This window comes from Microcoleus sp. MON1_C5 (assembly GCF_036701875.1).
GTDB lineage: Bacteria > Cyanobacteriota > Cyanobacteriia > Cyanobacteriales > Microcoleaceae > Microcoleus.
Genome location: NZ_JAUBRN010000057.1, coordinates 18,087 through 42,845, shown reverse-complemented (window position 1 = coordinate 42,845; position 24,759 = coordinate 18,087). Strand labels below are relative to the sequence as shown.

Below are 24,759 nucleotides of genomic sequence, written 5' to 3'. Positions count from 1 at the left end.
GCCACGCCGCCTTCAGCCACCGTGTAATTTGGTTGGGCGAACTGGAAGATACTTGGAGCTGTCGGCGTCGGCGTCGGCGTCGGCGTCACATCAAGGCCTTGATATTGAATACTCCGCACTAGGTAGTCGGAACTATCGCTTTTGATGGAGGTGCTAGTGGCGTAGGCAGAGGTGGGGCTATCGTAGGGTTTGGCGGAGAACCGTAATTCGTCAAAAGCAACGCTAGTGGAATTTGCTTGTATCTGGAATGTGAAATTGCCATCGGGACTATCGCCAATGAAAGTCACTCCATCTGAAGAGACACCGATCGGTTTTGCATTGGCAGGAGCGTTGAGGCGAGCGATCGTAAAATTGCTGGCCGATACCGGCGCCCCATTATTAAAGAGTTTCAGCAAACCAACTTCATTGCCTTGATCGTTCACTGTAGTAGAACTTGATTTGGGAAGTAATCCACTGAGGCCGATCGTGGCGCTAGTAATGTCTTTGTTATCTGCCCATTTCACCTTCAGCACCTGAGATTTATCGGTGTTGGGGTCATAGTTGATTTCCGCCCGAAGTTTATTGACATCGGTAAACCAACCAGGATAATCAGATGGGACACCAATACCACCGGGACCGCCGTAGCTCAACCAGCTTTTAGGGTTTTCGTTCGTTGCTAAGGTGAGGTTGCTGATGGGAGTAGGGTTAGTGTAGTTCGTTTCCGCGCCATCAAAAGCTATCCCAGACAGTTGGATGCCTTGATTCTGGGCGGCAGTAGGCCATTGTGTAATTAGGTCACTGACATTGCTGTAATTAGTGGTTGTACCCAAAGAACCAGTGATTGAAGTAGCCATAGCTTCTGTGTTAATGATGAGTAATTAAGGATTAAAAGTGACTGAAAACCAGAGGTTGGGCTTTCTTGTAGCGATCTGTCACTGCAAGAAAAATTTGCTCATACGTGTCGGTAAATCCAGTAAAAATGCTTGCCCAATAAGCATCTGAAGGCATTATTGCCCCCGATCGAATGTAGAGTGTAAATAATTACACCTACTTACACATATTTACATAGATAGGTCTAACTTTCATCATCAATAGGTTTTATCCGGAAAAATTGCGATCTTTTTTTCAGACCTATAAAAAGCGGGTTTTCCACATCTCTAGAGGAGAGCTTAAATCCCAGATTTCGGCCCCCCAAGAGGCAGCTTTCAGTGATTCAGCGGGCAAAAGTGAATCAGGAGAGACAATTATGAGTAAAAATACTTAGGATTTTATATGTCTAAGCATCACCCAGTTGGGAATTTCTGAAAATTGAGGTTCGGGCGTAAGTTAAATCTGATTCCATTAAAAATGCGATGGTAAAAAAACAAATTTATTGCTGATCCGTAATGTGATTGACGATCGCTAAAAGATGTCAAATGGGTTCTATACTACTGCCAGAGTGACAAAACAGGCTTAATCTGACTAAAGCAGGAATTATGCACTTATCCTCCTCTGATTTGTCAGCGGCAACTCTACAATAAACTCAGTTCCTTCGCCAACCTGACTGACGCAACTGATCTTGCCACCGTGAGCTTGAACAATTACCTGATAGCACACTGAAAGTCCCAAACCCGTGCCTTTCCCGACAGGTTTAGTAGTAAAAAACGGGTCAAAAATCTTGTCTTGAATTTCCGCAGGAATGCCCGTTCCCGTGTCGCGGACAGAGATTGTTACCCAGTCCGGCTCGCTTTGCCAAGTGCGGATGGTTAATTCCCCCGGTTTGTTCGTTGACTGAAGCGCATCTAAAGCATTGTCAATCAAATTATAAAATACTTGGTTGATTTGACTGGCATGACATTGGACGGGCGGCAAACTGCCGTATTGCTTGTCTATTTTGATATGGGTTTTTAGCTTATTTTGCAGCATCAAGAAACTGCTTTCTAAACCTTCATTCAAATCTACTGGTTTTAATTCAGCGTGGTCTAAACGAGAAAAATTTCGCAGCGTCATCACGATCGAGCGAATCCTCCCGCTTCCTTCCCGCATTGAATTGACCAGTTTACCAAAGTCTTCTCGAATGTAATCGAGTTCTAGTTCTTCATTGATTCTGACAATTGCCTCCGCTGCTTCCGGGCAGGCATTCCCGGCCAGTTCTAGAGCTTCGTTCAAGGCTTTAAAATATTCTTGAGCATGAAACAAGTTAGCGTGGATGAAATTGTTGGCGTTGTTAATTTCGTGAGCAATTCCCGCTACCATTTGCCCCAAACCTGACATTTTTTCGCTTTGAATCAATTGCTGTTGCGCCGATCGCAATTCTTCTAACGCAGCCTGCAATTGCTGGGTTTGAGCTTGAGATTTTACCGCAGCATCTTGGACTTGGCTGTAAAGTTCTGCTTGCTGAATGGCGATCGCCATTTGGTTGGCTATCTGGGATAGCAACTCCATTTCTTGTCGCTCCCAATTGCGGGTATCCCGGCACTCGTGAGCAATAAGCAAACCCCACAGCCTACCGGGAAATTTAGGATTATAGTTTCCGGCTGTTTCGGGGTAACTTTCTTCAGTTCTCGATGTAACAATCGGCACGATCAGATTAGCTTTTACCTGCAAACGGTCTAAGAAATCAACGTGACAAGGCTCTAAACCAGCATTGAAAATATCATTAATTGCTTTGACTCGTCCTTGCTGGTAAAGATCGGCGTAATCTCCCCGGAAACACTTATCCGCCCCCATGTCTCCTAAAATTGAAGGCCAAGGGATGACCATATCTTCAACAACAACTTTTCCTTGCCAGTTGTCTTGAAACTGATAGATGATTACTCGATCGCACTGCAACATTTGGCGGACTTCCCTCACCGCTGTTTGTAGGATAGTTTCCAGATCTAGGGTACTGCGAATTTGGTTGCCGATCAGCCGCAGCAGCGATTCTCGTTCGGCTTGGCGCCTGGTTTTGCTATAGAGTTTGGCTTGATTGATCGCGATCGCCAATTGCGATGCTACCCCTTCTAAAAGCTGCCGTTCCCAATCAGTCCATTCCCGTTCGCGATCGCACTGATGCAAGCCAATTATGCCATTCACTTGACCTTGATAGCGAGTAGCTACTGCCACCATTGACTTAATCTCCAAAGCTTCGGCAATTTTTCGGGTTTGTGGGTTTAATCCCGGAAAATCGAGAAACTTCGTCACTGCTAGCGACTCTTGCTGAGACACGACGGCAGCCAAATGCGGGTTGTCAGTCATCAGTACTTTCATACCAAGTTGAATCGGATAGTCGCCCGCGTTGTACTCTCCGCGCGTGACTAAAGTTTTTTCTGTATTTGATTCTTTGACTAAAATGCTCACGCGACTGCACTCTAACGCTTGCCCCAGCAATCGGCAGGCCGATGTCAAAATTTCTTCTATGTCAAGTGTACTGCGAATTTCGTTATTAATTTGGTTCAGCAAGTTTGATAACTGAACTTGCTGCTGCATCTGCACGATTAGGGCTTTTTGTTGGTCTACTTCCGGCAGCGAAAGACTTTCTTCCTGCCTCCAGTTTTCAGATTCAGGCAACCGCGAAGTTACTCTCTGCCAGGGGTTTTCGTGTTCTTGTATTTTTAAAGACATATTTACTCAGGAGTTGTACAGTATTTTGATTGAGTCGGGTTTGTTAAACCTCTGCTTACCCCGCCAACAGCCCCATCGCAGCTACCAGGACTTTTGGAATATCTTAAGACATTATAAAGGATGCAGCCTGAGCAAAGCAATTTTTTGCTTTACAAATATTTATATTTAGCAAGTATGCCCTCTGTGGCCCACAATACTAATTGGCGCGTGGCATGGAACTTGGTCAGATGTCAAATAGAGTTAACCGCCCGCTTAACCTAATAAAATTAATCTAAAATCTATCTTTAGTTCAATGTTTGCGCGCGCTCGATCAACATGGAAAACTCAATTCCCGACAATTTTCGTTCGCCACCAAGAACCGACAACCTTATATCTGGATTAATAGGTAAAGACCAGATTAAAATAGCTTTGGCGATCGGCAATTCCCGGCTGCACTGGGGATTATTTGTGGGCAAAACCCTGGAGAAAACATGGGATACAGAGCATCTCAATGCTGATACTGTTTCCCGGCTCTCCGAGCAGGAAAAGGCCGAATATTTGGTGCAAACAGTAATGAGGTCGATCGAGGAAGTATCTTCTCAAAATCTCCTTTCTCTTCCTGCTACTCCCGCTTTTTCTAGTCCTCACACACTTTCTTTAGTGCCGCTGCCTCTAATTGTGGCCTCAGTAGTTACCCAACAAACAGCAATTTGGCAGAGTTATCCTACTGTCCGAATTATTACTTTAGACCAGTTGCCGATCGGGGGACTCTATCCTACCCTGGGAATTGACAGAGCTTTGGCTGTACTGGGGGCTGGCAACCAATTCGGTTGGCCAGTTTTACTTATAGATGCTGGTACAGCTCTAACATTTACTGGGGCTGATGTCAATAGGTATTTAGTTGGGGGCGCAATCTTACCAGGTTTGGGTTTGCAGTTATCGTCGCTAAGTAAAAAAACCGCTGCATTACCTTTAATTAGTTTACCAAAAAATCTGCCGCACCGCTGGGCGAAAGATACTGCTGAGGCAATTCAAAGCGGAGTTGTGTATGCGACGGTGGCAGGAGTTAGGGATTTTATTGAAGATTGGCGGTGTTTGTTTCCTGATAGCAAAATTGCACTCACCGGGGGCGATCGCACTATGCTTTTAAAATACCTTACCGCAGCCTTTCCTGATACAGCTTCCGCAGTAATTGACGCACCCGAAGCTATTTTTTGGGGAATTACTCATGAGTTATGAGTCATAAGTTATGAGTCATTGTTAAGCGGGATGGGTAATGGCGAATTCTTCTTCCCTCTTGCCTCTTTCTTCCTTACCAATTCCCAATTCACTTAGCAAATTCCCGAATATACTTAGCAACAACATCGGGGACTTCCTGCGGCAAATTGCTTTCCCCCGGACTGACCAATTGCAGTTCAGCATTAGGAGCCAGAGCAGCATAGGATTGACACAGAGACGAAGCGGTGGCGGTATCTTCAGAACCGTGCAACAGCAAAACAGGCGCTTTCAGCAAAGGCAAATTCTCATCAACTAACTCCGCTGTAATTTCAGCCCGCCGCCGCCGGAACAGCAACTGCACGGCAACTCGCGACTGAATCAACTGCTGTCTGAACTTTAGCAGTCTGTCAATCTTGTTTTGAGTACCCAGCAACTTAGCAATTGGATAGATCGATCGCAGCCACCAAAAACCGAGGGGTGGTTGGCCGATCAGCCAGCTAGCCGTCTGCCACCGCCCCCGCCGGTTACCAACCTTGAGGCCTTCTGGGGCCAACAAAACCAAGCCCTGAACTCGATCGGGATATTTGATAGCGTAGCTGGTGGCCACCCAACCACCCAGAGAGTGAGCGATTAAATAAACCTCTCGCAGCTTCAAAGTATCGAGGTATTGAGCCAGACATTCTACTTCCAGGTCGATCGAATAATGAATTTTCGGACGTTCCGAGTCGCCAAACCCCAGCAAATCCGGTGCGAAGCAGTGGTAGTAGGGGCTCAAATGTTCGATCGTCCTCAGCCATTGACTGCTGTCGTGCCAAGAACCGTGCAAAAATACTAAATTCGGGCCTTGACCGACTTCGTGCCAAAAGATTTGCCCTACAGAGAGTTTGACCCGAGAATTGCGTAGCAGTGAGTACATCCGGTTAAATATTTAGTAATAAAAAGATGATTAATTTAATGTTCAGAGATTGTGAATAAAAGTAGGAAAACATTAAAAATTAATTCCACAGTCATCACAGACAATTTTTGACGGCGAGGTAATTTCCGACTTTTCTCAAATTTGGATGCCCCGCCGATTTACGCCAAAGTTGTCAGGCCTTGAAAATAGTCCTGTAAGTGCTGGTCGTTATCGTGGCTGAGCGCGCCCTCCGGCAGCGATGCGGGCAAAAAAGCCTCAACCTCGCTGACTTCAAGCGTATCCTGAACTTGCATATTGCCCTGCACCTCTGCAGCCACCACGATACAAATCGAGTGCAGGCGAGGGTCTCTATCGGCAGCCGAATAAACACCCACCAAGCGGCGGATTTTGACTAAATCGAGTCCTGTTTCCTCTGCTAATTCCCGCCGCACAGTTGTCGGAATATCCTCTCCCCAATCCACCATACCTCCCGGCAGTGCCCAGCGACCGTTGTCGCGGCGGCGAATTAACACAATTCGCCCGTCAGGCAATACGGGAATCACCGCAGTACCAGTGACAGGATGTCGAAAAATCAGTCCCAGCACAGTTTGTACAATTTGCCACAATCGACGCATAAACTCAAAAGCTTGTTTAGGAGATAATAACTTCAGGCCTCCTAGCTTGGAGCTCCGGAGTCTTAATTTTTAATTTTTCATTCACGCCAGAGCTCTGGCAAGTCTGCTAGGATCTCCGCCGCGTGAGTTTCTGGTTTGACTTTCCGATAAACCTTTTCAATCCTACCATCTGGGTCGATCGCGAAAGTCGATCGAGTAATTCCCATAAATTCTTTTCCCATAAACTTTTTGAGTCCGTAACAGCCGTAGGCGGTAGCGACTTCGGCGTTTGAGTCGCACAGCAAGGGAAAAGGCAGTTGATATTTAGCTGCAAACTTGGCGTGGGTCCCTGCCCCGTCTGTACTGACGCCGAGGACTGAAATATTGCGCGACTCGTACTCTAAGTAAATATCGCGAAAGCCACAAGCTTCTTTAGTACAGCCTGGGGTATTGTCCCGAGGATAAAAGTAAAGTACAACTCGCCGCCCTCGAAAATCTCCAAGGCTGACGACATTACCTTGCGCGTCGGGCAGGCTGAAGACAGGAGCTATGTCACCGGGATAAATGGTCATTTGTGGTATTTTGTCAAGAGTTTATAAAAATACTCGGCAAGAGCGAAAACCTTGCCTCCCATCGGGTTCGCATTCCCAGCGACTTGAATCCCGGTGTTCTTTTTTCTGGGTCTTGTACCGTGTGTGCTATGATCGTCATCGGTCTAAAATTGAGTATAACTAGCCAACGTAAAAACTTAACTGGATTAGTTGAGTGCGTAGTCACACCTAACGGTGTTGCGGTTTAGGAAAGCTAAATTTGAAGAAAACCTAACTACATAAAGAGAACTGATCGAGTACGGTAGGGCATACCGGAATTTACGCTTGGGGAGAAGACACCTATATTTTGGCGGGAGCAATCCTGTCGCCAGTAAGTGACTTCGCTGAACCAAGAATCTCAGTCACCAAGAGTGCACGGAGTGTCAACCTTAAGAATCCCTGGGCGTGAAAGCCCGGGGACTGTCAATGTTTATTAGTGAGGTCAGAATGGCTAAGCGCCGCAATCTCAAGAAAGAGAAGGCACAACGAAATCAAGCATACGCTCGCAAGTTTCGCAAGCGGAGAAATCAAGATATGTTCTCCAACAAGAGAAGACGATTTGACGGCGGCAACGGCGGTGGCATGGGCGCCATGAGCGGCGGCAGAGACAAAGACATGGCTGCTGCTGAAGATTAATTGCTGAGGCTATCTGCCGAACTTAGAACCAGAGTGGAAAACACGATCGTTCTTTCGTAGAGATAGCCAGCCGGAATTTGTCCAATAATTCAATGATGTTTAGGCGAGTCGATCGCGCGCAGCGATAAGTGATTTTCTCACTTGTTCAAACCCGGTACCCCCGTAACTATTGCGAGCCGCCACCACTTGCTGAGGTGCGATCGCGCTGTAAATGTCTGTCTCAAAGGCTGGGTGCAAGTCTTTCCACTCCTCAAGTGTCAAATCTTTGAGGAGTTTGCCCCCCGAAAGGCAAGTTTTGACGACTTTGCCGACAAGGTTGTAAGCTTCCCGGAAGGGAACGCCTTTGGCGGCCAAGTAGTCGGCTACGTCTGTAGCGTTAGAAAAGTCTTCCGTAACAGCAGCAGCGAGGCGATCGCCGTTAAACGCGATTCCTTCCCGCAGCAAAATCGTCATTGCTTCCAAGCAACCCTGTACCGTTGTTACGGTATCAAACAAAGCCTCTTTATCTTCTTGTAAATCTTTGTTGTAGGCCAAAGGAAGTCCCTTCACTACTACCAACAAGGCTTGCAAGTTACCGAACACCCGCCCCGCTTTGCCCCGCACCAACTCCGGCACGTCGGGATTTTTTTTCTGGGGCATGATACTAGAACCAGTAGCGCAGCTATCTTTGAGCGTAATAAATCCAAATTCGTGAGAAGACCACAAAATCATTTCTTCTGACAAGCGGCTCAGGTGTACCATAATCAAGCTGGCTGCTGCGAGAAATTCGATCGCAAAATCTCGATCGCTCACTCCATCTAAGCTATTAGCATAAACCTTGTCAAACAGCAATAGTTCTGCCGTATAATGTCGGTCGATCGGGAAAGTCGTCCCCGCCAGCGCGCCGCAACCCAAAGGCGAAACATTCACCCGCTTGCAGATATCGCCGAGACGTTCCCAATCGCGATCGGTCATTTCAAAATAAGCTAACAGGTAATGAGCCAAACTGATCGGCTGAGCGCGCTGCAAATGAGTGTAACCGGGAATTAAAGTTTCCACGTTACGATCGGCAAGATCGAGCAAAACCCCTTGAAATTCGCGCAATTGCTCGCGAATTTCTGCGATGCGATCGCGCAAATACAAGCGAGTATCAGTGCCGGCTTGATCGTTGCGCGATCGGGCCGTGTGCAACTTTTTCCCCGCATCCCCCACGATCTCCGTCAGTCGCTTCTCTACAGCGAAGTGAACGTCTTCTGCATCAACTCCCGGAACAAAAAGTCCTTGGCGGTATTCGCGGCGGATCTGTTCCAAACCATTGACTAACTGTTCCCCTTCTGCTGCGGAAATAATCCCCGTTTTTGCCAGCATTTTAGCGTGAGCGACAGAACCCGTCAAGTCGTACTCAATCAATTCAATATCGAAGCCAATACTAGCATTGAATCGGGCGATCGCCGGGTGCAGCGCCGATTCAAATCTTTGACTCCAAGTTTTTTGTTGTGTTGTCATTGCTCAAGCTAAAACTAGATTGTATCTCTCTTGCAGAAGTCTATAAAAACCGGTTTGTAGCAAAGACTTTAGTCTTTCATCCGGTTTGTAGTCAGCACTTTAGTCCTCCATTCCCAATTCGGCAATAAAAAACTCAATTTCTGACTACAAACTTTTTATACATCTTTTGACCCAAAAAAACTGAATTCTGGACTACAAAATTGGGAAACTTTTGCTGCATCCGAAAGAAGTGAATTTGTGGCTACAAAATTTTTAAATCTTACATCCCTTCCCGATAGCTTCTTCGACAATAACTCTAACGAAAAATCCCTTTAAAGAACCAGCCAACAAAAATACCTATAAAAAAAGCTCCTATTTGACCAGTGTCAACAAAATTCTTCCAAGCTTTTTGGAAATTAGTAAAAATGTCGTAACTTTGACCCAAAATTACCGTCGAATTCAAATGAGATTTCAAAACTAACACGTGAACGACATCGTTCCAATTAATCGAGCTGGTTAATCCAGCAGTAATTTCCGCGATTAAATTAACTATCATGGTGATTTTCTCCTCCTAAAGGTGTTACCCTAAGTACAACCAGTGTCATGTCATCTTCGTTGCGATTGCCGATGCCGATAAACTGATGTACGCGATCGAACAAATAATCCAAAATCTCTTCAGACTGCTGGTAATTTTGACAGGCCCACTGAAAAGCCGAGGTCAAGTTATCCTCGTCAAAGCGATCGCCCCTTTGATTAGCAGCATCGGTAAATCCGTCTGTGTAATAAATAATAGTATCTCCTGGCTGCAATTGCACTTGAGCTTCTTGATAATGCGAATCAGCATCCAGGCCAATTAACATTCCCTCCAAAGTATCGAGCTGAAGAATCGTATTAGTTGCAGCTTGCCACAGCAAAGGCGGGTGGTGAGCTGCATTGCTGTAAGACAAAACGCGAGTTTTCGGGTCATACTCCGAATAAAACAGAGTCACAAAACGGTGGGAATTTTCCAAATCCGCGTGCATAACCCGGTTTAAATGTTGCAAAATTCTCGACGGCGAGTGGCGGTTCAAAACCTCCGCCCGCAGCATACCCCGTGTCATCGTCATCAACAGGCCAGCCGGTACTCCTTTACCCATCACATCGCCGATCACAATGCTCCAGCGGCCCTTGTCGATTTTGGACTTGAGATTTTTAATTAGGGATGGGGGGTTTTCCCCCTCATTCTCCTTGCCGATCGGGTCATAGTCAGCGGGAATAAAATCATAATAATCTCCGCCGACTCTGCTAGCAGTTTGGCAGCGGGCGGCCACGTCAACACCGGGAATTTTCGGACAACTGCGGGGTTGCAGCCGCAATTGAATTTCCGCCCCGATTTCTAACTCTCTGTCTAAGCGGTCTTTTTCCGCCAACTTAACAGTAAGTTCGTCTTTGCAAATAGCCACGGCGGTTTGATCCGCCACCAACCGAACTAATTTCTGTCTGCTGGGAGTCCAGAGATATTGCGGATCGCTGCTAAAAACATAAAGGCGTCCGCGTTCCAAATTGTTGACTAAAATTGGCGCCCCAAACAAATGAACATCCGGGCCCAAATAACGACCGACTTGCAGGTCTAGACTAGAAGTTTGCCCAGAGGTTTCCGAAAACGATGCAGCATTCGCGCCCGCACCTGCTGTAGCTTGCCTGGTGGCTATTTCCAGCGCTTTTCGCATATCTTGGCACTGCCGTCCTTCCTGACAGTGCAACTGCTGGAACCTGACTTGACCGTTGGGTTTGAACAGCACTAAAGCTCCCCCGTCGGCGTCCGTAACGCGAGTCGCCACCAAAGGCACCAACTCTAAAAATTGGTTGAGATTGTTAAAACTTCGCAGGGCAAATCCCAGCGAACCCAACATATCTTGAACGTTGTGCTGATATCGGTGCAAACGCGCCACCAGTTCTTTGAGGGCAAATACTGGCGTCGCGTCGGTGGAATTGCGACCCGAAGGGCGGTCAGCAGGTTGAGGTGAGGGGCGAGGCAAAGGCACAGCAGTCATTTTAAATTTGTGATTTTCGATCTTAGAGGGAGGAGGAATGATTGAGGACTTAGGGGTCACTTGAACAGAAACCCGTTTTTTTTAGAACAAGTAGTTTGGTTTGAGCAAGTAGGTTAGGTACTGGGACATTCGTATCAACTTAACTCTGAAATTCTTAAGCAATCTCGTTTATAGCTGAGTCTAGAGTCCCCTAAATCCACGCCGCTTGCTTTACTGGGGGGGCCCCAAGACCGCAGCGGCTTCCCTTAAGAAGGGGGACTTTAACGATTTGCTGTCGCCCTTCTTAAGGGGAGGGCCAGGGGGATCGAGAAGACTGTGCAATCAGACAGCAGACTGATACTAAATTTGAGCTTAATTTGACACACTACTGGCGCTTTGAACCCAAACCAGCAAGAACAGGGGAAGGTATTGTTTCTAAGTATTTAGTTTTCACTCGCCACCCGTGGCGATCGGCGCAAGTCCTGCGATGGTAGTTTGAGGTTAATGATTTGAGATTTTGAACCTCTGTATCCGCCTCCAAAAATCGGGACGACCACAGATACCCGATCAATCTAAAATCTAAAATCTAAAATCTAAAATCGAGTAGGGCTTCCACAAATTCGTAACTAGAAAACGGGCGCAAGTCTTCGATGCTTTCCCCAACTCCAATAAAGCGGATTGGCAGACCAAGCTGCTGCACTACAGCTAGGGCAACACCACCTTTAGCAGAACCGTCGAGTTTTGTCAATACTACTCCGCTTAATTTTGCTGATTCTGCGAACACTTCTGCCTGTCGCAAACCATTTTGACCCAGTGTGGCATCCAAAACCAGTAGAGATTCTACGGTAGCGCCTGGGGCTTTCTTATCTACAATGCGACGGATTTTACTTAATTCGTCCATCAGATTTTTTTTGTTTTGCAGGCGGCCTGCGGTGTCTACGATCAGGAGTTCTGTGCCTCGGGCGCCCGCAGCGGCGATCGCATCAAACACGACAGCAGCCGGATCGGTATTTTTCCCCGGGTTGGCAATAATTTCGACCCCGCTGCGGGAACCCCAAACTTTCACCTGTTCGACGGCGGCGGCGCGGAAAGTGTCGGCGGCGGCAATTAGGGTTTTGTAGCCGGATTTTTGGGCAATATGGGCAAGTTTGCCGATCGTCGTTGTTTTGCCCGCACCGTTGACTCCTACGATTAACCAGATGTTAAAAGTGTCTTTTTCCGGGGCAAATGTCAGGCTGTAGGCGGGATTGCCGGCGGCGGTTTCGGCACAGGGAGCGTCGAGAATGTCGCGCAGGATGGTTTTCAGGTAGGCTAGAGCCTGTTCTGGCGGCAGCACTTCTTGTTTGAGCCTTTCTTGGAGGCGAGTGATAATGATGTCGGTGGCTGCGACTCCGACATCGGCTTGCAGTAGCAGAGTCTCAATTTCGGCTACCGCGTCTTGATTGAGCGGGCCTTGACCAACGATCGCCTTTAGTCGATTAATTAAGCTGCGACGAGTTCTTTCTAAGCCTTTCCGCAGTTTTTGCAGCCAAGTGATTTCTTCGACGGATACTTGTTCTGGCCGGCGGCCTTGACTGGCTAAGATTTCTGATGACCACAGGAACCCTTCGTCAAAGGCGAAACCGGGAATTTCTTCGATAATTGCCGCTCTCTCGGCGGCGGCTGCAATTACTTCTGGTTCTTCAAGGGCGGTTTCTTTGAGGCGTTCGATGCGCTCCATGCGATCGGCCTGAGCTCTGGCCCAAAACGGCAGGGCTTCGGCTGCTTCGCCCTCGGATGCGAGTGATTCGGTTTCTACAACCTCCCTTGCAGGTTCGGCAATTTCTATATTTTCTGCTGTAACTTCTAATTGTTGAGCAATAGGTGCAATGTCGATCGCCCCGGCTGTGGGTTGCAGAGTTTCTGCAATTTCTGCTGGCTTGGCTGCATCGAGTTCGATCGCCTCGGTTGCTTCAAGTGCCGCGGGTTCTGCAACTTCTGCAACAGTTGGTGCTGTGGGTGCTGGTTCAAGTTCGATCGGTTCCGTTGCTTCAATCGTCGCCGGTTCTGCAACTTCTGCAACTGTCGCGATTTCTGCTTCGGCTGCTGGAACATCGGGCGCTGCTGTCTCGGAAACTTCTGTTTCGGGTTTTTGCTGTTTTTGAATATTTTTGTAAGCAGCTTTTGCCCAATTGAGATAATCTTCGGCTACAGCAGGAGAGCCTTGCTCTGTTGCATCTGTTTGAGGCTCAACCGGTGCGGATTTTACCGACTCATCTTGCGGCTGTTCCGGGGTTGCCTCTGTTTCAGAAGATTTGCTTTCGCTGTACTGGCGACGAAACCAATTAAATACCATAGGAAATTGGGAATATAGTTATTAGTCCTTAGTTTAGAGCGGATTGCGAATTGCGGATTGCTCATGACTCTTGGTAAGGTGCACCGAAGAGCACCCTACAGACTCTTGACTGAGGACTAAGGACTACTGACTAACAACTTCTGCCTTGATTTTATCGACTACTCGGCGGAGGACTCCGTTGATGAAGCGATGTCCTTCGTCGCCGCTGTAGCGTTTTGCGAGTTGGACGGCTTCGTTGACGCTGACTTGTTCGGGTAAGGCGAGATATAGCATTTCGGCGATCGCGATTCTCATGATATCTCGATCGATCCGGGGCAACCGTTCTATTTGCCAGTCTACAAGGGCTTCCGAGAGCAATTCATCAATTTGAACACGGTTGGCGCTGACTTTCGTCAGGATTTGCAAAGCATAGGTGCGGACATCTTGCTGGTTGGCTAGCTGGATCAGTTCTGGAAACTCCATTGCTGAACCGAGACGGTTGATTGCGGTTTGGGTGAGTTCGACTGCTTCCCGCACCATTGCTCTAGCACTTTGTATATCGGCAGCGCGGATTTCGCTAGCAAGCAGTTTGTCGCTACTCCGCTGCACTTCGGATGCTGCTGCTTCTAGGGCTTCTTGAACTTCTGTTGTCAGGGTACGGATGGCGGCGAGAAGAACATCTTGCAGTTTTTTGGCTTCTAAGAGTTCTGGATTCGCCGGCAGTTGGCTGATCCCGAGGAGTGCGAGTTCGCGTGCTGTTTCGCGGGCTTTTTTCATATTTTTTAGATAGGAATTGGGACTTTAGGAATTTCGGAATTTTTGAGATTGCTAGGTGCTGGTTCAGAGCATAGACTTGGACTTTAGCAGAAAAACTCGCAAAAAACCCGCCCTGAGTCACGATTGTTTCTGGGTAGGTTTTGGACAGATATTATCTGTTATTGGGAAAGTAAAGTTTAGAATTTGAAGCCCGCTAAACTTTGCGAGCATCTGAGTTTTGCTTTTACAGGAGTGCGAGCGGGACGCCCGCTACATATATATATCGCGGGCGTCCCGATCGCACTCCTAAAAAACGCTTTTTACTCTCATTGAGATGCTCTCTAAACCTGACCTACAGATTGATGTCTTCGTTTACTCTTCTTCGACTGGGACAGCCTGGTATCTTGATTCGGATACCAAGGGTTCGAGTGTTTTGCCCTTGATTTTTTCGGGGGTTACTGGAACTGAGTTGCTGGGGTTGACGATGCCGCCAGAGATGATGACTTTAAAGGCATCTTCGATCGACATTGACAAATTGACTAAATCTGCCTCCGGGACTATAGCGTACCATCCGGTAGTGGGGTTCGGAGTGGTGGGGATGAAAATGCCGATCGGGGTTTCACCCGAAAGGTGAGGTGGGATATCGTTACTCTCGATCGTACCGGTCACAAATGCTAACGTCCAGATTCCCCGCCGGGGATATTCCACTAACACCACGCGGCGAAATTTGTCGTTTGAGTTGAGGATGGTTCCCAGCAGTTGTTTGAGGGTTTTGTACACCGAACCGGCTAGGGGAATTGCCTGCAACAGCCGTTCGCCAAAGTCTAGCAGCCACTTGCCGAAAATGTTGCGGGCCATTAAACCGATGACTAATATGCTCAGCAGGGGTACAGCCAGACCTACTAAAAGATTTAGCAGATTCACCAAAATCGGGTTGAGTCCGTCAAAAGGGTTGATCTGCTTGGGAATTTTGGTGAGAAAATTGATGACCCAATTGGCGACGGTAATTGTCAGCCAGATGGTGGTAGCTAAGGGTATCACTACCAATAGTCCTGCGATCAGGTCGTTTTTTAAGTCTTGTTTGATGCGTTGGAGCACGGCGGGTCAAATCTCCTCGTAACTGGTTGCCAATAACCTGAATAAAGCTGAGACTAAAGCAACTGCACGGGCTTTACTGGAAGTCACCATAGACGATCGTGTTCAATTCTGCTAAACCCTACCCTTTCTGAGGGGGAAGAGTTAGGGATCGCCGGTGCTGTACCTCTATTTTAAAGAATTATTGCAAGTTGGCGCTTGGTTTTAATATATGCAGGCTGTGCAGCAGCTCACCGTATTGTATATTTTAAGACACTTTGGGTCGGTTCAATCAATAAGCCGATCGCTCAGAGGCAGCCTGGGAGTGCAAGTTTAGCGAGTCCAGAGAAAATTTTCTGTTATTTGTATAGGAAATTAATTGGTCGATCGAGCTTTCTCAGATTTTCGGCTGGGTGGCACTTCGTTGTACCGAATTCAGGGGAATCTATGCAGGTTGAGTGCAGTGTCTATCCAAAAATATATCTTTGGATAGATGCACTATGACATTTATGGGTATAAGCTACTTTCTTCTTGAAGACCTACAGCGATCGACAAGGCAACAGTTGCCTACCCTGCAAGTGTTGCATCTTAGGCAAACCCGACAAAAAGTAAAGCAGACAGACCAGCAACTTTGACTTTTTTTGACACGATCGATCTATATTCAGGAAATAAGGGCAGAATTCAAGCGAATTCGAGTTTGAGAGCAGCGGCAAAGCAATATAGCATTAACTCGGGCATCACTACAAAAAAAAGAATCTGCCAAACGAGGTAGCAGTAGTTAGTAGCAAGCGAGATAAATTACTACATAGCTAGTTGTTTCTAGCCAGAAGCGCGGAACAATTGGTTCAACAGGGTATAGCTAAACTGCTGCATAGAAGCAAAACTCCAGCGGTGCCGATTCCTTGGAAGCAGACGAAACTTAAGGAAAAACAAGCGTACTAGCCAATTAAGTCAGAGCCGGGATTCACCTCGCGGCAAGCAGCAAGAGACTTGATTAGAAGTTAGGATTGAGATATGAATGCTCAACTAATGAAACCAATTGATTTTTACATTTTTTTATGCGATTCAAAATGCAATAATTTTTTGGGGTTCACTTAAAGCCGCAGCCTGATAAAATTTTCTATCCGATAATTAATATTTAAGTAAAAGGAATTTTTGTGAAAACGCTTAGTATCCTCTTAGTAGAAGACAGTCCCCTAGATGCCGAACTGATCGAGGCATATCTAAAGGATGGCGGGCTCGAATTTTCTCTGGTGTGTGTGGAAAATCGAGAAGACTTTGCCGCGGCGCTGGAAAAACAACGTTTTGACATTATTTTGGCAGATTATATGCTGCCTGGTTTTAACGGGATAGCTGCACTGGAAATCGCCCACACTAATTGTCCGGGAGTGCCGTTTATTTTTGTTTCGGCTACTTTGGGCGAGGAAGTGGCGATCGAAACTTTGAAAAGCGGCGCTACTGATTATGTTCTCAAACGCCGTTTGATACGCCTAGTGCCGTCGATTCAGCGGGCCCTGCGGGAAGTTCAAGAACGGAACGAGCGCAAGCAAGCCGAAGCACAGCAGCAGGAGAGCGAAGCTCGATTTCGGATTATGGCAGATACGGCGCCGGTGATGATTTGGATGTCGGACACTGACCAACTTGGCGATTACTTTAACAAAGTTTGGTTGGAGTTTACCGGTAGAACTTTGGCGCAAGAAATGGGCACGGGTTGGATGGAAAACTTGCACCCAGATGACTTGCCAGAATCTCTGGATATTTACCAAAAAGCCTTCAAAGCTGGCAGCGAGTACCGGCTCGAATGCCGCCTGAGACGCTATGACGGCGAATACCGCTGGGTTTTGGGTACAGGCGTACCCCGGTACAGGCCCGATCGCACTTTTGCAGGTTACATCGGTTCTTACATCGATATTAGCGAGCGAAAACAGGCAGAACAAGAACGCGCTGCTGCTTTGTCCCGCGAAAAAGCAGCGAGGTTGCAAGCAGAAGAAACTGCTAAAGCGCTGCAATTGGCAAACGATCAAATTACTAACATTCTCGAAAGCATTACGGATGCTTTTATCGCTGTTGACTTAAATTGGAACTATACCTATGTCAACCACCAAGCTATTGAGCTGTTAGGCAGACCAAAAGCCGAACTGATTGGTAAAAATTTTTGGGATATATTTCCCTGGGCGGTCGATTTACCGTTTTACAAAATGGCTACCAAAGCATTAGCAGAAAAAGTAACAAACGAGTATGAGGGATTCGTACCGTTATGGAATAAGTGGTTGAAGATGCGTTTTTATCCTTCCGATTCTGGTTTGTCGGCTTACATCCAAGACGTTACCGATCGCAAGCAAACAGAAGCTGCACTCCAAGCTAGCGAAGAAAAGCTGAGAATGTTAGCAGAAGCTAACTTAATAGGAATTATCTTCGGGGATGTAAACGGCGGTATCCTCGATGCCAACGATGAATTTTTGCGGATAGTTGGTTACACGCGGGAACACTTGCAGCGCGGGGAATTAAACTCGATAGACATCACGCCGCCGGAGTACCAGTCTCTCGACAAGAAAGGGATGGCAGAGGCACAAGCAACGGGGGCTTGCACTCCCTACGAAAAGGAATTCTGGAGGAGAGACGGCAGCCGGATTCCGGTGTTGATCGGATATGTTTTGCTGGCACAAAAGCGGCAAGAATCTGTGGCTTTTATTCTCGACTTGACGGTTGGCAAGCAGTTGGAAAGAGAACTGGAGGATCGAGCTCAGGAATTGGCGCGGGCGAACCGGATTAAAGACGAGTTTCTAGGAACTTTGTCCCACGAATTGCGGACGCCGCTGAATGCGATGCTGGGATGGGCGCAACTGCTGCGAAACCGCAAGTTTGACGAAAAAACGACTGTTCGGGCTCTGGAAACGATCGACCGCAATACACGCTCGCTGGCAACTCTGATCGAGGATTTGCTAGACGTGTCCCAGATTATTAGCGGGAAACTGTCGCTGAATTTGCGGTGGGTGGATGTGATTTCGACTGTTGAGGCTGCGATCGATACTCTCGCGCCCGCGATTGCCGCCAAAAATATTGAAATTGTGACGGATTTCGACCCAACTACCGGGCGGATTTTTGCCGATTCGGGCCGGTTGCAGCAGGTAGCCTGGAATTTGCTGTCGAATGCGATTAAGTTTACTCCCGATGGCGGACAGGTGAAGGTGGGGGTGCGAAAGATGCAGGGGACTTTGGCCCCTGAGGAATCCGCTTGCTGTAAAAAATTGTCGCCCGCTACTGTGGAAATAGAGGTTAGCGACACGGGAAAAGGGATTTCAGAAGAGTTTTTGCCGCACGTTTTCGAGCGGTTCAGCCAAGCTGACAGCTCTACAAGGCGATCGTACAACGGATTGGGTTTGGGTTTGGCTCTAGTGCGGCATTTTGTGGAAATGCACGGGGGGACGGTGCAAGCCGAATCCGCCGGGAAGGGAAAAGGCTCGAGGTTTTTAGTGAGATTGCCAATTCAACAGCTTCCTGGCGACAGCGGATTTTCTGTGGCGGGAATCGGGGAGTTGGCGATTCCTCCAAGCAAGGCGCGAGCCCCTGTAAAGGAGTCTTTTGTCAACAGCAATCTTTCTGGAGTGCGGGTATTGGTGGTCGATATCGACGCGGATTCCCTGGATTTTGCCTCTACCGTGCTCGAAGATTGCGGGGCCCAGGTGGAGACGGCTAGCTCTGGAAAGGGTGCGTTGGAGGCGATTGAAAGGCTGAATCCGGATGTGTTGGCGATCGATATCGGGATACAGGCGCTTGACGGAGAGGCTCTGCTGCAACAAGTGCGATCGCGGATGGTGGACAGGGAAATTCCGGCGTTGGCGTTCACGGTGGTTGGTAAGGTAGAGGAACGCATACGGGCACTGCAGCAAGGTTTTCAAATTTACGTGCCCAAGCCGATCGAGCCTGCTGAGTTGGTGGCGGTGGTGGCAAGTTTGGTGGGGCGATCGAACGATTTTAGATTTTAGATTTTAGATTGACTCCGCGAGGACGGAAATCCTAACTACAAACCAATTTTCTTGCATTCGAGCGATCGGATAATAGTTCTTAGGACTAAGCCCAACTGGTAGATTAAACAAAAATATCTAGTTGCGGTTGTGCGCTCTTAGCTGAGGAAAGAGCGTACAGGCGCAACTACATACTTAAAATTTAAGCTTTATTTGTGACAGTTGCCCTTAGTCCTAATCCTGCCGAAAAACTTTTTTTATTATGAATTAGACTTAGAAATAATTTGTCAAGTCCCAAAAGTTATATATTTAATTGGGATCACAGTGTGTAGTTTTTGATACTGACAACAGTTTCTAAAAAGAATGCAACTGTAGAAAAGTTCCAAACCCTGATAATTATCAGTAGTCCGACTTTTAAAATCTAAAATCTAGAATCTAAAATCTAAAATCTAAAATTGTATGAGATTCAGGGACGATGGCCCTTAACAGTCTCTCCTCAAATATCAAGTTCAGCAATTAGCTGCTTAATTAAGCATGAATTTTAGTTACAGTTAACCTAATTTGTCATACCCCAAAAGTTATAAATTTAATTTAAGTCAAAGTTTTTAGCTTTCGATCGGAGGCGCAGGGACGATCGCCCCTAACACTATTTCCTTAAATATCAAGTTCAGCAACGAGATGCTTCATTAGAGAAATATTCAGCCGGCATAAATGCTTCTAACACTCCTCTATTGCCCGCCGTGCAAGGATTTTTGGGTTCTTGGATGTGGACTGGTCGCCCGCTTCCCACTAGCGACGGCTAGATACCAATTGCACCCGGCCGGCATCCATTTCATCCATTAATAACTCTAAAGCCTCATAATCAATATCCGAGATGTATCCCAAACGGGTGAGCTCGTAGTTGATTTCGTTTTCAATGTCAGGCGTCAACTGCTTAATGTAGAGGGCTTTTTCTACAAGTTGACGGATAGCATGAGTTGCTTGCATAGTAAGTCGGAGAACTCCGTACAGTTTAATTTTCCTCTGAAGTGTCGAGCAAACAGGTGATCTAGATCAGAACTAACCAGTGATTTTAATTACATTGTTCAGTTTTATTGAACAGCTAGGGCAAAGTCGATCGCAATTTTTACAGTTACCAAGACTTGCGCCTGCTGGCATAAATAAAAAATAGTATAGTAGCTTACGTTTCCTAGCCAAATCTTACGCAAAAATTCATAAAAAAGAGTCAATAAATAAAGATTACGTAAAATTACTGAAAACAACTGGTCGGTTTGCCTCAGATTAAGTTAGGCTCAGAGTAATCAAGTAGGTTTAGGCTTACATCCGTCCAGCACAGTAGTTGAAAATACGTAGCAATCATAGGTTTGACATATGCAGACACTTCTTGCCCATAAACAACCAATTACGGTGATTCGACCCCTAGACTACCTGAATGCAGCCACCTGCGGAGAATTCGGACGGCAACTAACGACAGCAATTTCAGCCCCCGGAGTGGTAGCGGTACTCGTAGATTTGGGCGCAGTAACATTTATTGACAGTGCCGGTTTGATGGCATTGGTTTCAGGCCTCAAGCAGGCGAAAAAAATGGGCCGCAGCTTTAGTCTGTGCTCGGTATCCCCCGGGATTAGGATGGTTCTGGAACTCAGCCAACTCGATCGAGTTTTTGAAATATTTGAAAATGTCGATAGCTTTGATGCCGAAAACTCCTGCGTAAAACAACACTGATAGAGCCTCCTAGGCCAGGAGAACAGGCAACAAAACACAGCACATTCGGTTAAATGCCCGAAAAGACAGACGACTGTCGTTGGCGTGTTGGCAGATTTTAAGGTAGGCTGCTTAAGAGTCGCAAATATTTAGCGAGTCGAGCCGTGGCAGTAAAAGTCGAAGAATTACTTACAGCAGACATTAATCAGCCTGCTCGTTATCTGGGAAACGAATTGGGAGCTACGCACAAGCCTTGGGACGAGGCGTTGGTGCGCTGGGTTCTCACTTACCCAGAAGTTTATGAAGTTGGTGCTTCCAATCTGGGGCACATCATCCTTTACAACATTTTGAACGCAGGGCCAAGACAGTTGTGCGATCGGGCTTATTTGCCCGCCCCTGACTTGGCAGCAAAACTGCGATCGACCAAAACTCCGCTGTTTGCCGTAGAATCGAGGCGATCGCTCACAGAATTTGATATTCTGGGCTTCAGCCTCAGCTACGAACTCGGAGCCACAAACATTCTGGAAATGCTGGATTTAGCCGGCATTCCCCTAACTTGGCAAGAAAGAGCGACAAATTGCCAAAACGGTCAAATGCCGCTGATTTTTGCTGGCGGGCAAACGGCAACTTCCAATCCTGAACCCTACGCTGACTTTTTTGACTTCATCGCTTTGGGAGATGGAGAAGAATTGCTGCCAGAAATTGGCTTGATTTTGGCAGAAGGCAAAACAAATAATTTGAGCCGAGAAGCATTGCTGCTGGATTTAGCGCAAATTCCCGGCGTCTACGTCCCGCAATTCTACGATATGGCGGCCGACGGTTCTGTTCATCCCAACCGCCCCCAAGTTCCAGAACGAATTCTGCGCCGCGTGGCAACTCCCATACCAGCTTATTCGATCGGCCTGGTTCCCTACGTCCAGACAGTACACGACAGACTGACAGTAGAAATCCGCCGGGGATGCACCCGCGGGTGTCGCTTCTGTCAGCCGGGAATGCTGACTCGCCCCGCGCGCGATGTCGAACCGCAACAAGTCGTAGAGGCGATCGAACAGGGGATGCAAGCCACCGGGCACAGCGAGTTTTCCCTGCTTTCCCTCAGTTGTTCCGACTATCTGGCACTCCCAGCAGTCGGGATGGAAATCAAAAATCGCCTGAAAGATAAAAATATTTCTCTGTCTCTACCCAGCCAGCGGGTTGACCGATTTGACGATAATATTGCCGACATTCTCGGCGGTACGCGACAAGGCGGTTTGACTTTTGCGCCGGAAGCTGGTACTCAGCGGATGCGCGACATCGTTAACAAAGGTTTGACCAACGAAGAATTGCTTCGGGGTGTCAAAACTGCGGTCGATCGCGGCTGGGATAAAATCAAGCTGTATTTTATGATCGGTTTGCCCGGAGAAACCGATGAAGATGTTGTGGGCATCGCCGAAACAGTCCGCTGGCTGCACAGGGAATGCAGGCTCGATGGCCGCCGGGGACTGAATTTTAACTTGACAATTTCTAATTTTACGCCTAAGCCTCACACTCCTTTTCAGTGGCACTCGGTTTCTACTGCTGAGTTTTCCCGCAAGCAAAAACTCCTGAAGGGAGAATTTCGGGGGATGCGGGGCGTCAAGGTGAATTACACTGATGTGCGGATTTCGGCAATGGAGGATTTTGTCGGACGGGGCGATCGACGTTTGGCTGCTGTAGTCCGCCGCGCTTGGGAACTTGGCGCGGGTATGGATGCGTGGTGGGAAAGCTTGGATCAGGCTTACAAAGCTTGGACTCAGGCGATCGATGAGTCGGGCCTTACCTGGAAATACCGCCAAGTCGAAAGCGGCGAGTGGAATCTTTTTGAGAAGGAAGAGGAGAAGGAAGAAGGAAGTTCGGCAACGGATTCTGTAACGGATGTAACGGATGTAACGGATGTAACGGATGTCAGTCCGATGGAAGTCGGAAGAAGGGAGAAGGAAGAAGGAAGAGGGAAGAAGGAAGAAGGAAGAGAAATTAAGGAAGATTTTTTCACTTCTGGCCCTCTCCCACTCTCCCCCTCTCCCAGTCTCCCCCTTTCTCTCGATCAACCTTTACCTTGGGATCACTTAGATACGGGGATCGACAAAAACTGGCTGAAAATTGACTTGCAAAAGGCTTTAGAAGCAGCGACGGTTCCTGACTGTTCCTTTGAAGGGTGTTCGCGCTGCGGGGTTTGCGGCACCGATTTCGGACACAATGTGGTTGTGGATGCACTGCCAATTCCTGAGTTTGCTGGGGAGTTTGTGCCGAATACGGAGCGGAAACAGCGTTTGCGGGTTTGGTTCGGGAAGGTGGGCGATATGGCTTTGGTTGGTCATTTGGATTTGATCCGCTTGTTCGATCGAGTAGTCCGCAGAGCCGATTTGCCGATTTCGTTTACCGGCGGGTTTCACCCAAACCCTCGGATTTCTCTGGCAAATGCTCTGCCTCTGGGTGTTACCAGCACTGGGGAAATTGCCGACTTTGAGCTCACTGAGCCGATCGATATTGAGAGTTTTCGGGAAAAGTTGGCCGCTAAGCTGCCGGAAAATATTCCGATTTACAAGGTTGAGTCGATCGATCTCAAGGCTCCTTCTGCTAACCAGTTGTTAGAAGCAGCGGAGTACGTAATTACTGTGGCCTCCGCAGGCTCGTTGACAGAAAATGGTGAATTAGACCGGGAAAATGCTGCTCCTGTCTCCGTGGCTCCTGATGCCAACTGGGAAGCTTGGGTCAAGGCGATCGTCGAAACCGAGGCTTTTTGGCGGGTGCATACTACTAAGTCGGGAAAGACGCAGAATGTCAATTTGCGCGAAAGGCTGCACAAACTAGAACTTGTAGAGCAGAAACCAGACAGCAGCACAAGAGCCTCTGGTGCTACATCCGAAGGTAGAGCCGTCTTGCGCTTTATCGGGAGTTGTCGCAGCGACGGCAACTTGCTAAAGCCCGAACATATTGTTTTCATGCTCGAACAAGTCAGCCAGCAGGAAATTCAGCTTCTGCAGGTTGAGCGTAGTCAGCTAATCCTGGGTTATGGTTAAGATAGGGAAGCCGTGGTGGAATATTTCACCTTCGGCTCTCGATCGGGATGTGTCGTTTCACGCTATAATCGCTTGTTATGGAAGCCGCGGCGGCTCGAGCGCTTTAGTCGCTCGCCGCCCTCGTCAACCAGCAACGCGGGCTGGGTGCAAATTGCTTCTGTTCAAGACTTCAAGCCTTTTTGTTGTACATTCACGGGCTAAATCTAGCGCCAAACCCGCAGGAGCGGGGTCTGAACCAAATTTAGCGATTAATTTCGATCGATCGACTGGTTGTCGGTGGTCGGCTTATTCAAAAATCTCACGGTTCAAACCGCAGAGCGGGTATTCAACAATAGATGTTTTTGACGGGTCAAAAAACGGAGATAAGTCCCCGACTTAAGTCGTGGAGAACCAAAAGTTTGAGATTTTAGATTAAAGTTCCAGCTCCCAGATTCATCTGTGGAGTAAATCTAAAATCTCAAACCTAAAATCTAAAATCGACTGACCCGTCAAAAAACGGAGATAAGCCCCCGACTTAAGTCGTGCAGAACCAAAAATTTTAGATTTTATACTTTAGTTCAATCTCCCAGATTCATCTGTGGAGTAAATCTAAAATCTAAAATCTAAAATTTAACATCTAAAATCGACTAACCCGTCAAAAAACGGAAATAAGCCCCCGACTTAATTCGTGCAGAACCAAAAATTTTAGATTTTAGACTCTAGTTCAATCTCCGAGATTCCTCTGTAGAGTAAATCTAAAATCTAAAATTTAAAATCTAAAATCGACTGACCCGTCAAAAAACGGAGATAAGCCCCCGACTTAATTCGTGGAGAACCAAAATTTTAGATTTTAGACTAAATTTCAATCTCCGAGATTCATCTGTGGAGTAAATCTAAAATCTAAAATCTAAAATCTAAAATCGACTGACGAGGTTTTAGGCTTGGCAGGGGCGGAGGTTG

General features: G+C 47.4%; 17 protein-coding genes. 5 read left to right on the top strand and 12 right to left on the bottom strand.

Going from position 1 to position 24,759, the window contains the following annotated elements; all coding sequences use genetic code 11:
* Both QUA71_RS23060 and QUA71_RS23055 read right to left on the bottom strand, forming a co-directional pair.
* The coding region (locus QUA71_RS23060; RefSeq protein ID WP_333288588.1) for a hypothetical protein at positions 1–833 on the bottom strand (833 nt) is incomplete at its 3' end.
* 619 nt (positions 834–1,452) lie between these two features.
* On the bottom strand, positions 1,453–3,561 hold the full coding sequence (locus QUA71_RS23055) for a GAF domain-containing protein (RefSeq protein WP_333288586.1): 2,109 nt from the start codon (positions 3,559–3,561) through the stop codon (positions 1,453–1,455).
* A gap of 315 nt (positions 3,562–3,876) precedes the next feature.
* On the opposite strand from QUA71_RS23055, the gene QUA71_RS23050 reads away from it, so the two are divergent.
* Entirely contained in the window at positions 3,877–4,779 is a 903-nt protein-coding gene (locus QUA71_RS23050; protein ID WP_333288584.1) for a pantothenate kinase, read from the top strand.
* A gap of 88 nt (positions 4,780–4,867) precedes the next feature.
* Here QUA71_RS23050 and QUA71_RS23045 read toward each other — a convergent pair whose 3' ends face one another.
* From QUA71_RS23045 to bcp, 3 genes are all read right to left on the bottom strand, one after another.
* Positions 4,868–5,674, bottom strand: coding sequence for an alpha/beta hydrolase (locus tag QUA71_RS23045; protein ID WP_333288581.1), 807 nt, complete (start codon positions 5,672–5,674; stop codon positions 4,868–4,870).
* A gap of 158 nt (positions 5,675–5,832) precedes the next feature.
* Positions 5,833–6,288, bottom strand: coding sequence for an NUDIX hydrolase (locus QUA71_RS23040; RefSeq protein WP_333094826.1), 456 nt, complete (start codon positions 6,286–6,288; stop codon positions 5,833–5,835).
* Positions 6,289–6,365: 77 nt separating this feature from the next.
* Positions 6,366–6,839 (bottom strand): thioredoxin-dependent thiol peroxidase, encoded by a 474-nt coding sequence (gene bcp, locus QUA71_RS23035; RefSeq protein ID WP_333288579.1) that lies wholly within the window; start codon positions 6,837–6,839, stop codon positions 6,366–6,368.
* Between the two features lie 465 nt (positions 6,840–7,304).
* On the opposite strand from bcp, the gene QUA71_RS23030 reads away from it, so the two are divergent.
* Positions 7,305–7,493: a hypothetical protein gene (locus QUA71_RS23030; protein WP_006632360.1), complete on the top strand. Its 189-nt coding sequence runs from the start codon at positions 7,305–7,307 to the stop codon at positions 7,491–7,493.
* Between the two features lie 99 nt (positions 7,494–7,592).
* On the opposite strand, the gene argH is transcribed toward QUA71_RS23030, so the two are convergent.
* From argH to QUA71_RS23000, 6 genes are all read right to left on the bottom strand, one after another.
* Positions 7,593–8,978 carry an argininosuccinate lyase gene (argH, locus tag QUA71_RS23025; protein ID WP_333288577.1) on the bottom strand — a complete coding sequence of 462 codons (1,386 nt, stop codon included), beginning with the start codon at positions 8,976–8,978 and terminating at the stop codon, positions 7,593–7,595.
* Positions 8,979–9,273: 295 nt separating this feature from the next.
* Positions 9,274–9,513: a hypothetical protein gene (locus QUA71_RS23020; protein ID WP_333288575.1), complete on the bottom strand. Its 240-nt coding sequence runs from the start codon at positions 9,511–9,513 to the stop codon at positions 9,274–9,276.
* Positions 9,503–10,990, bottom strand: coding sequence for a PP2C family protein-serine/threonine phosphatase (locus QUA71_RS23015; RefSeq protein WP_333288573.1), 1,488 nt, complete (start codon positions 10,988–10,990; stop codon positions 9,503–9,505). The genes QUA71_RS23020 and QUA71_RS23015 overlap by 11 nt, the downstream gene beginning before the upstream one ends.
* A gap of 565 nt (positions 10,991–11,555) precedes the next feature.
* Positions 11,556–13,304: a signal recognition particle-docking protein FtsY gene (gene ftsY / locus QUA71_RS23010; RefSeq protein WP_333288571.1), complete on the bottom strand. Its 1,749-nt coding sequence runs from the start codon at positions 13,302–13,304 to the stop codon at positions 11,556–11,558.
* Positions 13,305–13,427: 123 nt separating this feature from the next.
* Positions 13,428–14,060, bottom strand: coding sequence for a transcription antitermination factor NusB (gene nusB, locus QUA71_RS23005; protein WP_333288569.1), 633 nt, complete (start codon positions 14,058–14,060; stop codon positions 13,428–13,430).
* Between the two features lie 351 nt (positions 14,061–14,411).
* Entirely contained in the window at positions 14,412–15,137 is a 726-nt protein-coding gene (locus tag QUA71_RS23000; RefSeq protein ID WP_333217617.1) for a DUF502 domain-containing protein, read from the bottom strand.
* A gap of 1,133 nt (positions 15,138–16,270) precedes the next feature.
* Here QUA71_RS23000 and QUA71_RS22995 point away from each other — a divergent pair.
* Positions 16,271–19,099: a PAS domain S-box protein gene (locus QUA71_RS22995; RefSeq protein ID WP_333288567.1), complete on the top strand. Its 2,829-nt coding sequence runs from the start codon at positions 16,271–16,273 to the stop codon at positions 19,097–19,099.
* Between the two features lie 768 nt (positions 19,100–19,867).
* On the opposite strand, the gene QUA71_RS22990 is transcribed toward QUA71_RS22995, so the two are convergent.
* Positions 19,868–20,065, bottom strand: coding sequence for a hypothetical protein (locus QUA71_RS22990; RefSeq protein WP_015176637.1), 198 nt, complete (start codon positions 20,063–20,065; stop codon positions 19,868–19,870).
* 384 nt (positions 20,066–20,449) lie between these two features.
* Between QUA71_RS22990 and QUA71_RS22985 the strand changes: the two genes are divergently transcribed.
* Together QUA71_RS22985 and QUA71_RS22980 are read left to right on the top strand one after the other, a co-directional pair.
* Positions 20,450–20,803, top strand: coding sequence for an STAS domain-containing protein (locus QUA71_RS22985; protein WP_333288564.1), 354 nt, complete (start codon positions 20,450–20,452; stop codon positions 20,801–20,803).
* Between the two features lie 143 nt (positions 20,804–20,946).
* Entirely contained in the window at positions 20,947–23,820 is a 2,874-nt protein-coding gene (locus tag QUA71_RS22980) for a TIGR03960 family B12-binding radical SAM protein (RefSeq protein WP_333288562.1), read from the top strand.
* Positions 23,821–24,759: the final 939 nt, after the last annotated feature.